The following is a 16,492-nucleotide window of genomic DNA, read 5'->3' as shown; positions in this document are numbered from 1 at the left end:
ATGTCTCATTGTTATGCTGTTGCTTCCGGAAAAGGCGGCGTCGGCAAGTCTACCGTCACCGCAAACCTCGCTGCAGCCCTTGCCCATGCCGGAAACCGGGTTGTAATTGTGGACGCCGATATCGGCCTGCGCTCACAGGACGCGCTGCTCGGCATGGAAAACCGGATTGTTTATGATCTCATCGATCTGGCCAACGGGGACTGCAGTGCAGATCAGGCCGTCCTTGAAAGCGAAGCTGTTCCTTCCCTCTATCTTCTTCCGGCAGCGCAGTTTGCGCGTGCAAAAAACCTGGATCCTAAAAAACTCACAAAGATCATCAGTGCCCTTCGTTCAGCCTATGATTATGTGTTTATAGACTGTCCGGCCGGGATCGAACGCGGACTGCGCAATGTCCTCAATGCCGGCGTGGATGAAGTACTGCTCATTGTCACGCCGGATGATATTTCTGTCAGGAGCGGAGAAAGGGCTGTCCAGGTCATGGAAGCCAAAAAGCTCAGCAGGCCCTGCCTGATTGTCAACCGGCTGGATGCTGATCTGGTTCGTTCCCGTGAAATGATGTCTGCCCGTACGGTCGCTGAAGTAATGGATCTGTCCCTGCTTGGAGAGATTCCGGAAGATCCTGTGGTCAGCCGTGCGATGCTGCGTCATTCCCTTTTTATTGCTTACGACTGTGAAGCCCGGAATGCAATCCTTCGGATCGCATCCCGCCTTCGGGGCGGTGCTCCGTCTTTTCCCATGTACGGCTGCAAAAAACAATCTTTCCTGCAGCGTATTTTCTCCCGTTCTGTCAAGGAGGTGATTCCGCTTGACGATCACTGAAAACCGTCATGCCCGTGCACATGTGGACGGTGTTCTGATCGCGCTTGTTTTTGCCATGGCTCTTTTCGGAATCGTTGCTGTCTGTGTTGCTACCTATTCTCCCAATTCCGCTGAAGACGCATCGTTCCTGAATCATGTTATTGAGTCTTCCTACGCGATGAAGCAGTGCCTTTTCGTCCTGATGGCTCCCCTTGTCATCGGCGTAATTATGGCCTTCCCTTACGATATCCTCAGACGCCGTGCGGAATGGTTCTACTGGGCGGCTTTTATCCTGCTGTCTGTCACTACGATTTTTAACCGGGCCCAGGGCGTTAAAGCCTGGCTTGATACCTTGTGGGGCTACACCATTCAGCCTTCGGAATTCATGAAGCTGGCTATGATCCTGGTGCTTGCCAAAAACTTCTCCAGGCAGGACAGTCCCATGTCCGATTCCAAGTCCTTTATTCATATCTTCATGATCGTCATCATTCCCGGCGTTGTGATCCTGCTTCAGGGTGAAACAGGCTCCCTGCTCGTTATTATCTTCATGTTTGCCGTGATGATGTATTTCGCGAATGTTTCCCTGAAGACGCTTTCGATTCTCGCTGCCCTTGCCATCCTGGGGGTTCTGGCGATCTACGGATATATGACCCTTACCCATTCAACAGACTATCGTCTTGCCCGGATTGCCGGCTGGCTGAATCCTGAAGTGTATTCTTCTTCCGATGCTTACCAGCAAACCATGTCCAAAATGACCATCGGATCCGGCGGGCTGACAGGAAACGGCATGTTCGTTACCGGCGCCATTTCCCAGCTGAACTACGTGCCGGCGGACTGGACGGATTTCATTTATTCCACCATCGGTGAAACCTGGGGCTTTGTAGGCTGTGTGGCGGTTCTTGTCGGATATGTGCTGATCCTGCTCCGTATGCTTTACCTGGCCTGGTTTACCCGGGATAAATTCGGCCGGATGATCATTATCGGTGTTCTGGGCATGCTTCTTTTCCATGTGCTCGAAAATATTGCCATGACCCTGGGTCTCATGCCGATTACCGGTATTCCGCTGCCTTTCCTGTCCTATGGCGGATCCAATATGATGACAAATATGGGCGGTGTAGGCCTGGTGCTGAATGCGACCCGGAATCGTTCCCTGAACGTTTCTGTCAGCACTCCCCAGACATTCTATAATCCTTATCGTATCCACAAACGCTTTAAGACAAAATCCTACTGATGAAATTTCAGTCACAGACAGGAGGCGGTCACATGGCGGGCGATTTCAACGAGGAATATCTTGTTCAGGCCGGTTCATCCTACAGCCGGGTCATAAACGGAACCGTCCTGCCCTGGCTTGAGTCCAGGGGCAGTGTTTCTGTCGTTCCCGGCTTTGAAAACCGGCCCCTGTACTGCGTTTCTTACCAGGCGGAGCATCCTGTCGGCACGGTTTTCATTGTCCATGGTTTTACTGAAAACGCGCTGAAATATTCTGAATTGATCTTTTCCCTGCTGCATCAGGGCTTTTCTGTCGTGGCTTATGACCAGCGCGGTCATGGTCGTTCCTGGAGGGCGGACGGGATTCCGGATATTTCTGTAACCCATGTGGATCATTTTTCGGAATATGTGGAAGATCTGCAGATCATATATGATACATACAGGAAGAGTATGCCTTCTCCCTGTTTCCTGTTTGCGCATTCTATGGGCGGCGCCGTTGCGTCTCTCTTCCTGGAGCGTGGAAATCATGACGTCGCAGGCGCTGTTTTTTCATCTCCGATGATTGCGCCATATATCCGCTCCGTTCCTGTTCCGGTGGCTTCCGCGCTTTCCTCCATAGCTTCTTTTATGGGCCGCGGCAAACACTGTCCTTTCTTCATGAAACCTTATTCCGGGCCGGAGGACTTCAGCACTTCCTGCGCCACTGATCCGGACCGTTTCTCCTGGTATGATGATGTCAAAGCTGCCCGCACTGAATTCAGGAACAGCGTCCCGTCCTATCGCTGGTCCTATGAAGCCATTCATGTTACGGAACAGATCCTGGCTCCGGGGGCGCCTGAACGCATTGCCTGTCCGGTCATCCTTTTCTCTGCGGAAACAGACTTCAGCGTGGAGCGTGAACCTCAGCAGGCCTTTATCGGCAGGGTCAGAAACGGACAGTTTGTATCTGTTCCAGGCTCCCGCCATGAAATCTACCGTTCTGTCAATGACGTCCTGTTCCCCTGGTGGAATCAGGTTATCACATTCCTGAAGGCAAACTGTCATCACTCTTAAATATCGGAGGGTAAGTGCCATGAACCGACGGAAATCTGTTTTCCCTGTTCTCTTTGTACTCGTCATGCTTTTGTGTGTCCTGTTTATTGCCTGGTATCTTCCCACCGTCAGCAGCATGCGTTTCAGACTGCAGGACGCGAATGTCAGCCTGGAAACAAGCCAGGGACGTGAACGAAAACAGCAGCATGAGTATGATGAGACTGTGGAAGCCCTGGCAGCTGCACAGGAGGAACTGTCCCGCGTCCAGCCCCTGGCAGACCAGGCAGCTGAAGAAAAAAAGGCGCTGAAGGAAGAACGCAAGCAGCTCCGCCAGGAGAAAAAGGAACTGGAGGAAAAACTCGGTTCAGGATCGGAGGGTCAGGAACAATGAATAAGCAGCTGAAAATCATCCTGAGTATAGCGCTGATCATGTCCGTTATGCTGATGGTGGTCTGCGGGCTCAATCTTTTCAGCCTTCGGTCTCAGCTGAAGGATGTTGAACTCCGTCTTGAGGAAAGCCGGAATACCTGGGAAGCCATCGACGCTGATAAACGGGCGCTTCAGGACGACCTGAAACTCGTCAACAATAACCTGAAGGAGGCCAGCCAGTCTCTTTCAGAATGGGCCGAACAGTCCGTTTCCATGCAGCAGGAAGTTGAAGAGCTTCGTACTCAGGTTGAATCCCTGAAGAACGGCGCAAAGTAATTCCTTTTCCCGTTCATCTCTCTCTTTTATCAGGCTTTTTTCGCAGGCAGATGATCAAAAAACTATTGACATCGCCTGATACGCGTGATATAGTAATCGACGTTGTCGGAACAAACGGGACGGCAATGTGGATTATCTGGGTGTGGCGCAGTTTGGTAGCGTGCTTGAATGGGGTTCAAGAGGCCGGAGGTTCGAATCCTCTCACCCAGACTTTTACTTCCTGATGAAAATCAGGAAGTTTTTTTATACCTTTATGTCCGTACGGTACCTTCCCTGTTTCTCGCTTGTCATGTCCCTGTGAATGATGTAAAATATCTGTGTTTTTATATTCAGGAAAGGAAGCATCAGAAAATGACGAAACTCGAAGCATCCCTCCTTGATATTCTTAAGGAAGACTGCCGTATTCCCCTTGAAAAGATGGCCATTATGACCGGAGCCTCCCTGGAAGAGGTTGCATCTGCAATAGAAGATCTCGAAAACCGGAAGATTATTCTTCGTTACAGCCCCATGATCAACTGGGACCGTACTGATCGTGAACGTGTGGAAGCTATGATCGAAGTGCGTGTCACGCCCCAGCGAGACATGGGTTTTGACGCGATCGCCCGCCGGATTTATCGCTTTGATGAGGTCAAAAGCGTGTACCTGATGTCCGGTTCCTACGATCTTCTCGTTCTTGTGGAAGCCCGTACACTGAAGGAGCTGGCGGCCTTTGTCGCTTCCAAGCTTTCCCCGCTTGAAACGGTCACCGGCACGGCGACCAGCTTTGTGCTGAAAAGATATAAAGAAGAAGGCGTCGTTTTCGAAACCGATGATGCCGATCACAGGCTGGTGATCTCACCGTGAACTACGACCAGTATCTGAACAGCAGGATTGCTGCTGTACCGCCCAGCGGTATCCGGCGTTTTTTTGATCTCGCCGCTTCCCGGAAGGATGCCATCTCCCTGGGTGTCGGTGAACCCGATTTTAAAACCCCGTATCTGTTCCGTGACGCTGCGATCAACTCCCTGCTTGACGGTGAAACCCAGTACACCGGGAACCGCGGCCTGATTGAGCTTCGCAATGAAATTTCCCTTTATCTGTCCGGCAGGTACAATATTTCCTATCATCCTGAAACTGAAATACTGGTCACCATCGGTGCTTCTGAAGCAATCGATGTGGCTTTGCGCGCCCTGATTACAGAAGGAGACGAAGTCCTGGTTCCCGATCCCAGCTATGTTTCCTATGCGCCCGGCGTTATTTTTGCCGGCGGCGTTCCCGTTCCGGTTGAAACCCGTCAGGAAGATGATTTCCGTCTGAAGGCTGAAGCGCTGGAGAAAAAAATCACCCCAAAGTCCAAGCTGCTGATCCTGCCTTATCCAAACAACCCGACCGGCGCCATCATGGAAAAGGAAGACCTGGAAGCTGTTGCCCGGGTTATCCGTGATCATGATCTGCTGGTCATTTCGGATGAAATCTATTCTGAGCTTGTTTACGACGGGCATACCCATACTGCCTTCGCTTCTGTGCCGGGCATGATGGAGCGGACGATTACAATCAACGGCTTCAGCAAATCCTTTGCCATGACGGGATGGCGGGTCGGCTATGCCTGCGGTCCGGAAGAGATCATCACGGTCATGAACAAGATTCATCAGTATGCCATCATGTGCGCGCCACGTCAGGGCCAGGTGGCTGCCACCGCCGCTCTCCGGATCGGCCGGGAAAACAATTATGAGTCCGTAACTGCCATGAGGGAAAGCTATGACCGCCGCCGCAGGCTGATGGTCACTGCTTTCAGGGAAATGGGGCTGGAATGCTTTGAGCCTTACGGTGCTTTCTATGTCTTCCCCTCTATCCAGCGCACCGGCCTGACCAGTGAGGAATTCTGTTCCGAGCTTCTGAAGGAAAAGAACGTCGCCGCTGTTCCCGGCAACGCTTTCGGTATTTCCGGAGAAGGCCATATTCGCTGCTGTTACGCGACAGCCGTTGATAAGATCAACGTTGCCCTGGAGCGGATTGCGGATTTTGTCGCTTCCCGTTCCTGAATAACCTGGAGGATTATCAAATGTTCAGAAAAATAGCCGCGCTGTTTCTGTCCGTATTGCTGCTTCTGCCTGCCTGTGTCCGGGCTGAGGATGAACTGGATATTGAAGAAGTCATCGATCTTACCGAGGAGGAAAGCTCCACCTATCAGCTGGACAGCAACGGCAATACGATTATCACCGTTACCTGCACCGGGGATTTTACCATCGGCGGGGATAATTATCACAAAAAGGGCAAAAAGTTTTATTCCGAACTGGAGAAAAACGATAACAATATCAACTTCACCATGGCCAATGTCCGGGATATCTTTAAAAACGATACCATGACCCTGGTCAATTTTGAGGGTACCTTTACTGAAACGAAATACGTACCGGATAACAAAAAGGGAAACAGTTTCCTGTTCAACATTGCCCCTTCCTATGTGAATGTGCTGACAGATAATTCCGTTGAGGCGGTCAGCCTGGAAAACAACCATGTCATGGATCATGGCCAGGAAGGATACGAGGACACCAAGGATACACTCCGGAACGCCGGAGTTGTATACTCTAATTCAGAAGAAATCGGTGTCTTCTATGTCAACGGTATCCAGATCGCAATGCTGAGCTACCTTTGCATAGATCGTTACGATAAACCACAGGCTGGCGGATATGACAATCTGTATGACAAGGTGGCTGCAGACATAAAGTCAACCAAGGAAAAGTATCCCATCGTGATCGTATCGTTCCACTGGGGCCGTGAAAAGGACTACAGTCCCACCCAGAACCAGATCAAAATGGGCCGGCTTGCCGTAGACAGCGGCGCTGATCTCGTCATCGGCCATCATTCCCACCGCATCAATCCCATTGAGCTGTATAACGGCGTATATATCTGTTATTCCCTGGGCAATTTCTGTTTCTCCGGCAACGACAAGCCGGATGATATGAACTCTTATATTTTCCAGACCCGCTTCCTTGTGGATAAGAACACCCAGGAAGCCTCCAACCTCGGCTTCCGGATCATTCCGATCCGTATTACGTCCATTAAGGACCGGAACAACTACACGCCCACACCGATTACCGATGATATGAAGAAGGAAGGAATCATCAATACCCTGAAGGATAACGGCAGGAAATACCTGGATTATGCTGTTTCCGACTATCCTCTCGACTGGAAGGATTGAGTGGCTTCTATGCATGTTTCTGTTCTTCTGGATGCCTGTCAGAAAGCCTGTATTGATTTCTTTACCGGCGTGCCGGATTCACTCCTGAAAGCACTTTGCAATGAGCTTTATGCCCGTTACGGCACAGACAGTGACAGTCATGTTGTCGCCCATAATGAGGGCGGAGCAATTGCTTTATGCGCCGGGCATTACCTGGCTTCCGGCCGTCCCGGTCTCTGTTATATGCAGAACAGCGGACTCGGCAATGCGGTTAATCCCCTGGCCTCCCTGATGGATCCTGAGGTTTATGCCCTTCCCTGCCTGCTGGTTGTGGGCTGGCGGGGGGAACCTGGTGTCAAGGATGAACCGCAGCATAAAAAGCAGGGCGTTGTGACCCTGGAACAACTGGACATCCTGGGCATTCCTTACAGGATTCTTTCTACCGATACTTCAGATGAAGCTTTCCTTTGCGGTTTCAATGAACTCCTTGCAGAGATGAGCCGCGGAAAAACCGCCGCCATTGTGGTCAGGAAAGGGGCGCTACAGTCCGACTGCAAACCGGAATACGGCAATCAATACCGGATGTCGCGGGAAACGGCAGCCGGAATCATTCTTTCTGCTTCCGGTCCTGATGACGTGTTTGTGTCCACAACGGGCAAACTTTCCCGTGAAATCTTTGAACTGCGTGAATCAAGGGGAGAAGATCATTCCCGTGATTTCCTGACCGTCGGTTCCATGGGGCATGCCGCGATGATTGCCTTGCGGATTGCTGTGGAAAAACCGGGGAGAAAAGTCTGGTGCCTGGATGGCGACGGTGCCAGCCTCATGCACCTGGGTGCCCTCCCGGTCATCGGAAAACGCCTTCCGTCCAATCTGGTTCACGTTATTATCAATAACGGCGCCCACGAGACCGTGGGAGGCATGCCTGTCTGCGGCAGCAGCATGAATATTCCTGCGCTGGCGTCGGCGGCCGGTTATCCATCAGTTTTTTCTGCGGATTCAGAAGAGGCCCTGCAGTCCATTCTGAAAGAGTCTCTACCCGGTGCGGCCGGACCTGTCCTCATTGAAGTCAGGTGTGCCTGCGGCTCTCGTTCGGATCTGGGACGTCCCACGACGACGCCTGTGGAGAACCGGGATGCTTTCATGAGCTTTCTGCAGAAATAGTCCAAAATATTACAAAAAATTCACAAATTTGACTACAACATGTAGTGGAAACTTATTGACCTGAATCATATATTTAGATATTATAAAGTATAAAGTGATGATTCAGGAGGTGTATGCGGAATGATTGCCGGTTACGGCAGCAAACCTGTCTTTCAGTACAAATTCCGTCCCCTCCTGCAGGATCAGCGCGCCATGGACGGCGGTTTCTGCGTCATCCTTTATGAAAACCGTATTCTCTCCTTCAGCACCTACCGGGTGGACGGTTCTTTTATTGATGAGCTGTGTTTTTCCCTCCCGGTTCGTGTGATCCAGTGCTTTTACGGTCTTCTCCGCAATGCCGGCAGCTGGCTTGGTGATACCCCCTGTGATCTCCGGGGCGCCAGTATTACCCCTTACGCTTCTTCCTTCGCCTTTGACGGCTATGATCCGATCCGCGTCTGGGGCATCAATGACCTGCTGTGTCAGCCCGCCGGTTCCCAGGCCGGTTTCTTCGCCCGTCATCTCTATGTGCTCTTTGAGGATGTGGCCAACCTGCTCGCGGAAAACGGGATCCGTATGACCCTCGACGGTTTTACCTGGGATACGGAAAAGATCCATCCTTTCCGTAAAGGACAGCTCTATTCTTCCGGAAGACAAGGCGTAATCTGATATTCCACGCGTACCGGATGGTACGCTTTTTTATTTTGATTGAAGGGAAGCAACATTATGACACTGATGGAAAAGTATGAATCCTGGATGAACTGTTCCGCGATGACGGAAGAGCTGCTGTCTGAGCTCAGGTCCATGGATCAGGATCAGATCAATGACAGTTTTTACAGGGATCTTGCCTTTGGCACCGGCGGCCTGCGGGGCGTGCTTGGCGCGGGTACAAACCGGATGAATCTCTTTACGGTCATGAAGGCCACACGCGGCCTTGCCCGTTACCTGCTGGATACCTTCAGCAATCCTTCCTGTGCTGTCAGCTGCGACAGCCGGATCCATTCCCGTGATTTTGCGGAGCTGACAGCCGCTGTTCTTGCCGAATGCGGCGTCAAAGTCTGGCTCTATCCCCGGCTTCAGCCAACGCCTATGCTCAGCTTTGCGGTACGCCATCTCTCCGCGTCCGCCGGCGTAATGGTCACTGCCTCTCATAATCCTGCCAAATTCAACGGATATAAGGTTTACGGAGCCGACGGCTGCCAGATTACGCTGGAGGCCGCTGATCTGATCCAGAAGAAGATCAGTGAACAGCCCGATCTTTCTGACAGCCTTCCCTCCTTTGAGAAGCATCTGGCAGCAGGTACAATCCGGTATATTAACGATGAGACCATAGAAGCCTATTATCAGGCTGTTCTCAGCCTGCGGGCCCGTCCGGCCTCCGAACATCTTCACGTGGTTTATTCACCCCTTAACGGCGCCGGAAATGTGCCTGTACGTGAAATATTGAAGCGTCTCGGCAATATCCGTGTCGATATCGTAACCGAGCAGGAACTGCCTGACGGACACTTCCCCACCTGCCCTTATCCGAATCCGGAAATCCGTGAGGCGATGAACCTCGCCATTCAGAAGACCGTTGAAACCGGGGCGGATCTGTGCTTCGCCACAGATCCGGACTGTGACCGTATGGGCGCAGGCGTCCGCGTTGGCAATGATGTCAGGCTGATCAGCGGCAATGATATGGGGATTCTCATGCTGGATTATCTCTGCCGCAACCGTCTTCCCGTTCAGGGCAGCCTTCCCCCTGTTGTGGTCAAAACCATTGTCACCACGGAAATGGCCCGTGCCCTGTGTGATAAATACGGCCTGGAACTGCGGAATGTGCTGACCGGTTTCAAATATATTGGCGAACAGATCGGCCTGCTGGAAGCGGAGGGCCAGGCGGATCGCTTCCTCTTCGGATTTGAGGAAAGCTACGGCTATCTTTCCGGTACGGATGTCCGGGACAAGGATGCCGTTAACGCGGTCCTGCTTCTCTGCGATATGGCCGCCGGGCTCAAGGAGCAGGGACTTACGCTCCTGGATCGTCTGCAAGAGCTGCGCGCGGAATTCGGCCTCTATGTCCAGCGCCTGCTGACCTATGAATATGAAGGCGAAAACGGCTCCAGGAAGATGAACAGCATCATGTCCGCGCTTCGTGCGCCCCTTTCGCACTTTTCAGATGTCCGTCTGAACAGCTGTACACGGATTGATTATCTGAATGATGACACAGGTCTTCCGAAGAGCGATGTCCTCTCCTTCGCGCTTTCGTCTGATGAACAGTTTATTGTCCGTCCCTCCGGTACGGAACCCAAGCTCAAGGCATACCTTTTTACAAGGGCAGCCTCTGAAGCGGAAGCGGAAGCAAACCTGGACCGCCTCCAGGAGCTTGTGGACGGTCTGTGTAAATAAAGTATAAAAAGAAAGGACTGCCTGATGGCAGTCCTTTTTGTTTCTGATGAATCAGAACCGGTTCTGACGCTGTGCTTCGAAGCAGTCACGGCAGTACACGGGACGATCTCCGCGGGGCTGGAAGGGAACCTGGGTTTCGCAGCCGCAGCCGTCGCAGATCACGGTGAACATCTGCCGGGGAGCACCGCCATTGCCGTTCTGGGCCCGACGGGCAGCGCGGCAGGCAGGGCAGCGGGTGGGCTCATTCTGGAAGCCCTTCTGGGCAAAGAATTCCTGCTCACTGGCAGAGAAAACGAATTCGTTGCCGCAGTCACGACAGGTCAGAGTCTTGTCTTCGTACATGGATCATATCCTCCTAAAAATGTTGTTTACCCGCGCCATTGGTGAAGATTCGTGCCCCGTTCCAGACAATGGTTATGAGTAACAACCATAGAGGAAATGAACCGCGTAGTTACTACCAGGGGTTGGGTTTACTGTCAGAGTATATCATGACGCTTTTATTTTGTACAGAGTTTTTTTATATAAATGCAAACGTTAACATGTATACATTTCAAAACATCGGGGGAAAATGAAAATACCGGAGTACAACTCCGGTATTCTGTGAGGTGCCATCCGGATTCGAACCGGAGAATAAAGGTTTTGCAGACCTTCGCCTTACCGCTTGGCTATGGCACCATAAAAATGGAGCGGTAGACGGGACTCGGACCCGCGACATCCACCTTGGCAAGGTGGCACTCTACCAACTGAGCTACTACCGCATAAAATGTGCCTTGGGGCGGAATCGAACCACCGACACTGTGATTTTCAGTCACATGCTCTACCGACTGAGCTACCAAGGCAAATATGGCGACCCGGAAGGGGCTCGAACCCTCGACCTCCAGCGTGACAGGCTGGCGCTCTAACCAACTGAGCTACCGGGCCATATGTTTGGTGGGAACAACAGGGCTCGAACCTGTGACCCTTTGCTTGTAAGGCAAATGCTCTCCCAGCTGAGCTATGCTCCCGTTGCCTTTGACTCTTGCGTTCCTGACCCGGTTTCCGCAAGCGGCTTTTGTATATTATCTTATTCAAATATGTTTGTCAAGCTCTTTTTTTCTGCTTTTGCTTACTAATTTTATTTATGCTTTTGTCATACTTATGAAATGGAATACCACAAGATCTTGTGGTATATTATGTCCGGTGGGTCTTTAAGACGGTACGGGATACCGACAAGATACGGCCGCATATAGTCAGTAAGGATCGTAGCTTGCCAGTTTTCATGCCGGCAGGCTTTTTCTTTACAAGACCCTCCGAAAAATAATAAGGAGGTCTCCCCTATGAATCTGGTCTACAAGGTCAATGACAAACCCAAGTTCGGTCAGCTGATCGTCTTCGCGCTCCAGCAGCTGCTTGCGATCCTGGCTGCGACCATCGCCGTCCCCAGCATTGTTGGCAACGGCATGAGCCAGAGCGCCGCCCTTTTCGGCGCCGGCGTCGGTACGATTGTCTACCTGCTCTTCACCAAGTTCAAGAGCCCTGTGTTCCTTGGTTCCAGTTTTGCATTCCTCGGTTCCATGTTTGCCGCTTTCGGCGGCGCTGCCTCCACCGCGGTTGGCTATGCCGGCCTGGTGATCGGTGCCGTTTTCGCCGGTCTGGTTTATGTGATCATCGCCATCATCGTCAAGTATGCCGGTGTTGCCTGGGTCCGTAAGCTCATGCCCGCTGTCGTTATCGGCCCTACCGTTGCCATCATCGGATTGTCCCTGGCCGGCAACGCCATCGGCGATGCCCTGAAGGGTGCTGTGCTGGATAACGGCACTTATATCATGAATACCCAGGGCTGGGTCAGCCTGATCTGCGCCCTTGTCACCCTGCTGACGGTTGTCTTCTGCTCCGTCAAGGGAAAGAAAATGATGAAGCTGATTCCCTTCATTATCGGTATTGTTGCCGGCTACATTGTTGCCCTCATCTTCACCCTGATCGGCAACGCTTCCGGCAATGACGCACTGAAAGTGCTCGATTTCACCGCTTTCAGCTCCATGAAATGGGTTCCTGAATTCACCTTCATCAAGGCCTTCGAAGGTTTCCAGACCATCACGGCCAAGTATATCCTCTCCATCGCGGTTGCCTATGTTCCCGTAGCCTTCGTGGTTTTCGCCGAGCATATTGCAGACCATAAGAACCTGTCCACCATCATCGATCAGGATCTGCTCGAGGAGCCCGGCCTCCATCGCACCCTGCTGGGCGACGGTATCGGCTCCATGGCCGGTGCCTTCTTCGGCGGCTGCCCCAACACCACTTACGGTGAGTCCGTCGGCTGCGTGGCCATCACCGGCAATGCTTCCGTCATCACGATCCTGTGCACCGCGATCATTGCCATCGCTGCCAGCTTCTTTGCTCCCTTCGTAACCTTCCTGAGCACGATTCCCAGCTGCGTCATGGGCGGCGTCTGCATCACCCTGTACGGCTTCATCGCTGTTTCCGGTCTGAAGATGCTCCAGCCTGTTGACCTGAACGACAACCGCAACCTGTTCACCGCTTCCGTGATCCTGATTGCCGGTATCGGCGGCATGACGCTGAAGATCGGTTCTGTCACGATTACCGAAATCGCCTGCGCTCTGATCCTCGGTATCATCGTGAACCTGCTTTTCAACCGCCCCGCGAAAAACGATCAGTAATTCGTTAAATACGTTGAAAGGTTCGGCGGGGTACTGAACTGTACCCCGCCCTTTTAAACTTTATGGAACTGAAATCTGAAATCATGGATGAAGCTGCTGTGCTTCGAAGCATGAAGCGCATCACCCACGAAATTATTGAAAAAAACAACGGCACAGCCGATATTATCCTGCTGGGGATTCATCGCAGGGGGATGCCGCTTGCCGCCATCCTGCGGGATAATATCCGCAGCTTTGAGGGGACGGATGTTCCCCTGGGCAGCATCGATATTTCACTCTACCGGGACGACTTGACCGAAGTCAGTGATCTTCCCGAAACCGGCGCCACTTCCATTCCCTGCGATATCAACGGCAAAAAGGTTATTCTCGTGGATGACGTGATCTATACGGGACGTACGGTGCGTGCGGCGATTGAAGCCGTCTTCCATTACGGCCGTCCGGATTCCATCCAGCTGGCGGTGCTCATAGACCGCGGCCATCGGGAACTGCCGATCCGTCCTGATTATGTGGGTAAAAATATCCCCACCAGTCACAGTGAAGTTGTATCAGTTATGGTGAATGAATTTGACGGAAAAACCGGCGTTGCCTTGTACCAGTTATAATGTCATGACGCCGGATTTGTTGAAAAAGTTCACTTTTTTCCGCTTTGGCAGTTTACAAATCGTTCTATTTTTGTTATTATATACGTCGTTCGTGTATGAACCGTCTGCTCAGACTATCGAGTCTCCAACGATACTCCGGGTTCACGGCAATTGGCGGACATGAAATACCGGCCCGTCCGGTCATTAAAGGAGGAATTTTCCCATGAACAAATCCGAGATTATTGCCGCTTATGCACAGCATGAAGGCGACACCGGCTCCCCCGAAGTTCAGATCGCTCTCCTCACAGAGAGAATCAATCACCTGAACGAGCACCTGAAGAGCAACAAGAACGACCATCATTCCAATCGTGGTCTGCTGCTGATGGTTGGCCGCCGCCGCAACATGCTCGAGTACCTCAAGAAAACGGATATTGAGCGCTACCGTTCCCTGATTTCCAAGCTGAACCTGCGTAAATAATAACCGTTTCCCGGTACCAAGTCGCTTTTTAAAGCCGCCGGAAGATAAACTCTCCGGCGGCTTTAAAAGATATCCCGGAACGCGGAGTTTCGTATGTTATCCCTTGAAAATCCCCGGTATAAATCCCGGCGGGGTTTTCATATGATAGCATACGGCGCTCCGGAGACAATTTTTTAGAAGGAGTGAAACGTATGGAATCCAAAAAGTACACAATGGATTTTGCCGGCCGTCCCCTGACGCTGGAGTTCGGCAGGTACTGTGAGCAGGCCAACGGTTCTGTCTGGGTCCACCTGGGCGATACCGTCGTTATGGTCAATGCCACCATGGCTCCCGCTCCCCGCGAAGGCGTGGATTTCTTCCCTCTCGCAGTTGATGTGGAAGAGAAGCAGTATTCCGTTGGCAAAATCCCCGGCGGTTTCATCAAGCGTGAAGGCCGTCCCTCTGAAAAGGCTACCCTGACCTGCCGCCTGATCGACCGTCCTCTCCGCCCCCTGTTCGAAAAGGGAATGCGGAACGATGTCCAGGTTGTTGTCACCATCCTCAGCGTGGAACAGGATGTTCCTCCGGAAATCCCGGCCATGATCGGTTCTTCCGTTGCCCTGGCTGTCAGCGATATTCCGTGGAACGGACCGACCGGCGCTGTGCTGGTGGGCCGTGTCAACGGTCAGTTTGTCATCTGCCCCGATGAAGCCCAGCGTGCTGAAAGCGATCTGAGCCTCTATGTGGCCGGTACGGAAGAGGCCATCATGATGGTTGAAGCCGGTGCCAAGGAACTGTCCGAAGAAACCATGCTCGACGCCATCCTCTTTGGTCACGAAGAGATCAAAAAGCTGGTTGCCTTCCAGAAGCAGATCGTTGCCGAAATCGGCAAGGAAAAGCAGGTTGTGCCGCTGATCACCACCGGTGATGACATCAAGGCCGCTGTTCGTGAATTTGCCTATGACAAGTGCGTCTGGACCTTCGATACTTTCGATCGTTCTGAACGCCAGCAGCGTGAAGCGCAGACCAAGCAGGAGACCCTGGCTGCCCTGGCTGAAAAGTTCGAAGGCCGCGAAAGCGAAATTGAGGATGCGCTGTACTACCTCAATAAAGAAGTCATGCGCGCGAAGATCCTGAATGAGGGTATTCGTCCTGACGGCCGCAAGGTTACCGAAATCCGCCCCATCTGGTGCGATGTCGGCGTCCTTCCGCGGACCCACGGCAGCGCTATCTTCACCCGCGGCCAGACCCAGGCCCTGACTGTGACCACCCTGGGCACTGTCAGCGAAGGTCAGACCCTGGACGGCCTGAGCAGTGAAGATTTCAAGCGCTACATCCATCACTACAATATGCCGCCGTATGCCACCGGTGAAGCCGGCCGTCTGAAGAGCCCCGGCCGCCGCGAAATCGGTCACGGCGCTCTGGCTGAACGGGCCCTGCTGCCCGTCATCCCCTCTGAGGAAGAATTCCCCTACGCCCTGCGTCTGGTCAGTGAAATCCTGTCCTCCAACGGTTCTTCTTCCATGGCTTCCGTCTGCGGCTCCACACTGAGCCTGATGGACGCCGGCGTTCCGATTCATGCCCCCGTTGCCGGTGTGGCCATGGGTCTGATCACCGATAAGGAAAGCGGCAAGCTGGCTGTCCTGACTGACATCCAGGGCCTGGAAGACTTCCTTGGCGACATGGACTTCAAAGTTGCCGGTTCCATGAATGGTATCACTGCCCTGCAGATGGACATCAAGATTGCGGGTATCAACCGTGCCATCCTGCAGCAGGCGCTGCGTCAGGCACTGGAAGGCCGCCTGCATATCCTGAAGATCATGCTGGATACCCTCGGACAGCCCAGGGCTGAACTGAGCCCCTACGCTCCGAAGATTATCCGCTTCACCATCAATCCCGAGAAGATCCGCGAAGTCATCGGACCCGGCGGAAAGATGATCAACAAGATCATTGCTGAAACCGGTGTGAAGATTGATATCGAGGATGACGGCAGCGTCTTTATCTCCACGCCTGATCAGCAGGCTGCCGATAAGGCTCGCCACATCATCGAGGGCATTGCCAAGGATATCGAAGTCGGCGATGTGTATACCGGAAAGGTTGTCCGCATCATGAACTTCGGTGCCTTTGTGGAACTGGCTCCCGGCAAGGACGGTATGATCCACATTTCCAAGCTGGACAACAAGCGGGTTGAAAAGGTGGAAGATGTTGTCAATATCGGTGACGAGCTGGAAGTCAAGGTCAACGAGATTGACGCCCAGGGCCGGATTAATCTGATCAGGAACGACATTGAATATGCTTCCGGAACGGATTTCTCCCGTCATGATGGAAACCGTCGTCCTCCCCGCCGCAACAGCAACCACGACTGATA

16 protein-coding genes and 6 tRNA genes are annotated in these 16,492 nt (G+C 52.6%); 16 read left to right on the top strand and 6 right to left on the bottom strand.

Annotated elements, in window-relative coordinates; all coding sequences use genetic code 11:
- From minD to JRC49_15645, 12 genes are all read left to right on the top strand, one after another.
- Window positions 1-819, top strand: a complete 819-nt coding sequence (gene minD / locus JRC49_15700) for a septum site-determining protein MinD (GenBank protein ID QTE71196.1) — start codon at window positions 1-3, stop codon at window positions 817-819.
- Entirely contained in the window at window positions 806-2,029 is a 1,224-nt protein-coding gene (locus JRC49_15695; GenBank protein QTE71195.1) for a rod shape-determining protein RodA, read from the top strand. The genes minD and JRC49_15695 overlap by 14 nt, the downstream gene beginning before the upstream one ends.
- Before the next feature lie 32 nt (window positions 2,030-2,061).
- Window positions 2,062-3,060, top strand: coding sequence for an alpha/beta hydrolase (locus tag JRC49_15690; protein ID QTE71194.1), 999 nt, complete (start codon window positions 2,062-2,064; stop codon window positions 3,058-3,060).
- 19 nt (window positions 3,061-3,079) lie between these two features.
- Complete coding sequence (locus JRC49_15685) at window positions 3,080-3,430, top strand: hypothetical protein (GenBank protein QTE71193.1); 351 nt, start codon at window positions 3,080-3,082, stop codon at window positions 3,428-3,430.
- Window positions 3,427-3,744, top strand: coding sequence for a hypothetical protein (locus tag JRC49_15680; protein QTE71192.1), 318 nt, complete (start codon window positions 3,427-3,429; stop codon window positions 3,742-3,744). The genes JRC49_15685 and JRC49_15680 overlap by 4 nt, the downstream gene beginning before the upstream one ends.
- Window positions 3,745-3,880: 136 nt before the next feature.
- Window positions 3,881-3,954: transfer RNA gene (locus JRC49_15675), tRNA-Pro, on the top strand.
- A 141-nt stretch (window positions 3,955-4,095) separates the two neighbouring features.
- The gene (locus tag JRC49_15670) at window positions 4,096-4,587 is read left to right on the top strand and encodes an Lrp/AsnC family transcriptional regulator (protein QTE71191.1); all 492 of its coding nucleotides are present in this window, start codon (window positions 4,096-4,098) and stop codon (window positions 4,585-4,587) included.
- Window positions 4,584-5,765 carry an aminotransferase class I/II-fold pyridoxal phosphate-dependent enzyme gene (locus JRC49_15665; GenBank protein QTE71190.1) on the top strand — a complete coding sequence of 394 codons (1,182 nt, stop codon included), beginning with the start codon at window positions 4,584-4,586 and terminating at the stop codon, window positions 5,763-5,765. The genes JRC49_15670 and JRC49_15665 overlap by 4 nt, the downstream gene beginning before the upstream one ends.
- Window positions 5,766-5,785: 20 nt before the next feature.
- Entirely contained in the window at window positions 5,786-6,922 is a 1,137-nt protein-coding gene (locus tag JRC49_15660) for a CapA family protein (protein QTE71189.1), read from the top strand.
- 9 nt (window positions 6,923-6,931) lie between these two features.
- Window positions 6,932-8,065, top strand: a complete 1,134-nt coding sequence (aepY, locus tag JRC49_15655) for a phosphonopyruvate decarboxylase (GenBank protein ID QTE72904.1) — start codon at window positions 6,932-6,934, stop codon at window positions 8,063-8,065.
- Between the two features lie 120 nt (window positions 8,066-8,185).
- A complete protein-coding gene (locus JRC49_15650; protein QTE71188.1) occupies window positions 8,186-8,713 on the top strand; it encodes a hypothetical protein in 528 nt (175 codons plus the stop codon).
- Between the two features lie 57 nt (window positions 8,714-8,770).
- The gene (locus JRC49_15645; GenBank protein QTE71187.1) at window positions 8,771-10,432 is read left to right on the top strand and encodes a phospho-sugar mutase; all 1,662 of its coding nucleotides are present in this window, start codon (window positions 8,771-8,773) and stop codon (window positions 10,430-10,432) included.
- Window positions 10,433-10,483: 51 nt separating this feature from the next.
- On the opposite strand, the gene JRC49_15640 is transcribed toward JRC49_15645, so the two are convergent.
- The 6 genes from JRC49_15640 to JRC49_15615 all read right to left on the bottom strand — a co-directional run bounded on the left by JRC49_15640 (window position 10,484) and on the right by JRC49_15615 (window position 11,436).
- Window positions 10,484-10,774, bottom strand: coding sequence for a zinc-ribbon domain containing protein (locus tag JRC49_15640; protein ID QTE71186.1), 291 nt, complete (start codon window positions 10,772-10,774; stop codon window positions 10,484-10,486).
- A gap of 261 nt (window positions 10,775-11,035) precedes the next feature.
- Window positions 11,036-11,107: transfer RNA gene (locus tag JRC49_15635), tRNA-Cys, on the bottom strand.
- 7 nt (window positions 11,108-11,114) lie between these two features.
- Window positions 11,115-11,190 (bottom strand) — tRNA-Gly (locus JRC49_15630).
- 8 nt (window positions 11,191-11,198) lie between these two features.
- Window positions 11,199-11,271 (bottom strand) — tRNA-Phe (locus JRC49_15625).
- Between the two features lie 5 nt (window positions 11,272-11,276).
- Window positions 11,277-11,353 (bottom strand) — tRNA-Asp (locus JRC49_15620).
- A gap of 7 nt (window positions 11,354-11,360) precedes the next feature.
- Window positions 11,361-11,436 (bottom strand) — tRNA-Val (locus JRC49_15615).
- 312 nt (window positions 11,437-11,748) lie between these two features.
- On the opposite strand from JRC49_15615, the gene JRC49_15610 reads away from it, so the two are divergent.
- The 4 genes from JRC49_15610 to JRC49_15595 all read left to right on the top strand — a co-directional run bounded on the left by JRC49_15610 (window position 11,749) and on the right by JRC49_15595 (window position 16,490).
- Window positions 11,749-13,089, top strand: coding sequence for a uracil-xanthine permease (locus JRC49_15610; GenBank protein QTE71185.1), 1,341 nt, complete (start codon window positions 11,749-11,751; stop codon window positions 13,087-13,089).
- A gap of 62 nt (window positions 13,090-13,151) precedes the next feature.
- Window positions 13,152-13,688, top strand: a complete 537-nt coding sequence (gene pyrR, locus JRC49_15605; protein QTE71184.1) for a bifunctional pyr operon transcriptional regulator/uracil phosphoribosyltransferase PyrR — start codon at window positions 13,152-13,154, stop codon at window positions 13,686-13,688.
- A 202-nt stretch (window positions 13,689-13,890) separates the two neighbouring features.
- Window positions 13,891-14,145 carry a 30S ribosomal protein S15 gene (gene rpsO / locus JRC49_15600; protein QTE71183.1) on the top strand — a complete coding sequence of 85 codons (255 nt, stop codon included), beginning with the start codon at window positions 13,891-13,893 and terminating at the stop codon, window positions 14,143-14,145.
- 191 nt (window positions 14,146-14,336) lie between these two features.
- Window positions 14,337-16,490 (top strand): polyribonucleotide nucleotidyltransferase, encoded by a 2,154-nt coding sequence (locus JRC49_15595; GenBank protein QTE71182.1) that lies wholly within the window; start codon window positions 14,337-14,339, stop codon window positions 16,488-16,490.
- Window positions 16,491-16,492 lie beyond the last annotated feature (2 nt).

It is taken from the genome of Clostridiales bacterium FE2011 (assembly GCA_017569305.1).
Lineage (GTDB): Bacteria > Bacillota > Clostridia > Christensenellales > Aristaeellaceae > Aristaeella.
This window is presented reverse-complemented; position numbering and strand designations above follow the sequence as displayed.

Excerpts from the sequence above, each read along its gene's own strand:
- aepY (QTE72904.1), top strand. The coding sequence starts at position 6,932 with ATGCATGTTTCTGTTCTTCTGGATGCCTGTCAGAAAGCCTGTATTGAT.
- JRC49_15645 (QTE71187.1), top strand. The coding sequence starts at position 8,771 with ATGACACTGATGGAAAAGTATGAATCCTGGATGAACTGTTCCGCGATG.
- JRC49_15640 (QTE71186.1), bottom strand. The coding sequence starts at position 10,774 with ATGTACGAAGACAAGACTCTGACCTGTCGTGACTGCGGCAACGAATTC.
- JRC49_15670 (QTE71191.1), top strand. The coding sequence starts at position 4,096 with ATGACGAAACTCGAAGCATCCCTCCTTGATATTCTTAAGGAAGACTGC.
- JRC49_15650 (QTE71188.1), top strand. The coding sequence starts at position 8,186 with ATGATTGCCGGTTACGGCAGCAAACCTGTCTTTCAGTACAAATTCCGT.
- JRC49_15680 (QTE71192.1), top strand. The coding sequence starts at position 3,427 with ATGAATAAGCAGCTGAAAATCATCCTGAGTATAGCGCTGATCATGTCC.
- JRC49_15610 (QTE71185.1), top strand. The coding sequence starts at position 11,749 with ATGAATCTGGTCTACAAGGTCAATGACAAACCCAAGTTCGGTCAGCTG.
- JRC49_15690 (QTE71194.1), top strand. The coding sequence starts at position 2,062 with ATGGCGGGCGATTTCAACGAGGAATATCTTGTTCAGGCCGGTTCATCC.
- JRC49_15685 (QTE71193.1), top strand. The coding sequence starts at position 3,080 with ATGAACCGACGGAAATCTGTTTTCCCTGTTCTCTTTGTACTCGTCATG.
- minD (QTE71196.1), top strand. The coding sequence starts at position 1 with ATGTCTCATTGTTATGCTGTTGCTTCCGGAAAAGGCGGCGTCGGCAAG.
- rpsO (QTE71183.1), top strand. The coding sequence starts at position 13,891 with ATGAACAAATCCGAGATTATTGCCGCTTATGCACAGCATGAAGGCGAC.
- JRC49_15660 (QTE71189.1), top strand. The coding sequence starts at position 5,786 with ATGTTCAGAAAAATAGCCGCGCTGTTTCTGTCCGTATTGCTGCTTCTG.
- pyrR (QTE71184.1), top strand. The coding sequence starts at position 13,152 with ATGGAACTGAAATCTGAAATCATGGATGAAGCTGCTGTGCTTCGAAGC.
- JRC49_15595 (QTE71182.1), top strand. The coding sequence starts at position 14,337 with ATGGAATCCAAAAAGTACACAATGGATTTTGCCGGCCGTCCCCTGACG.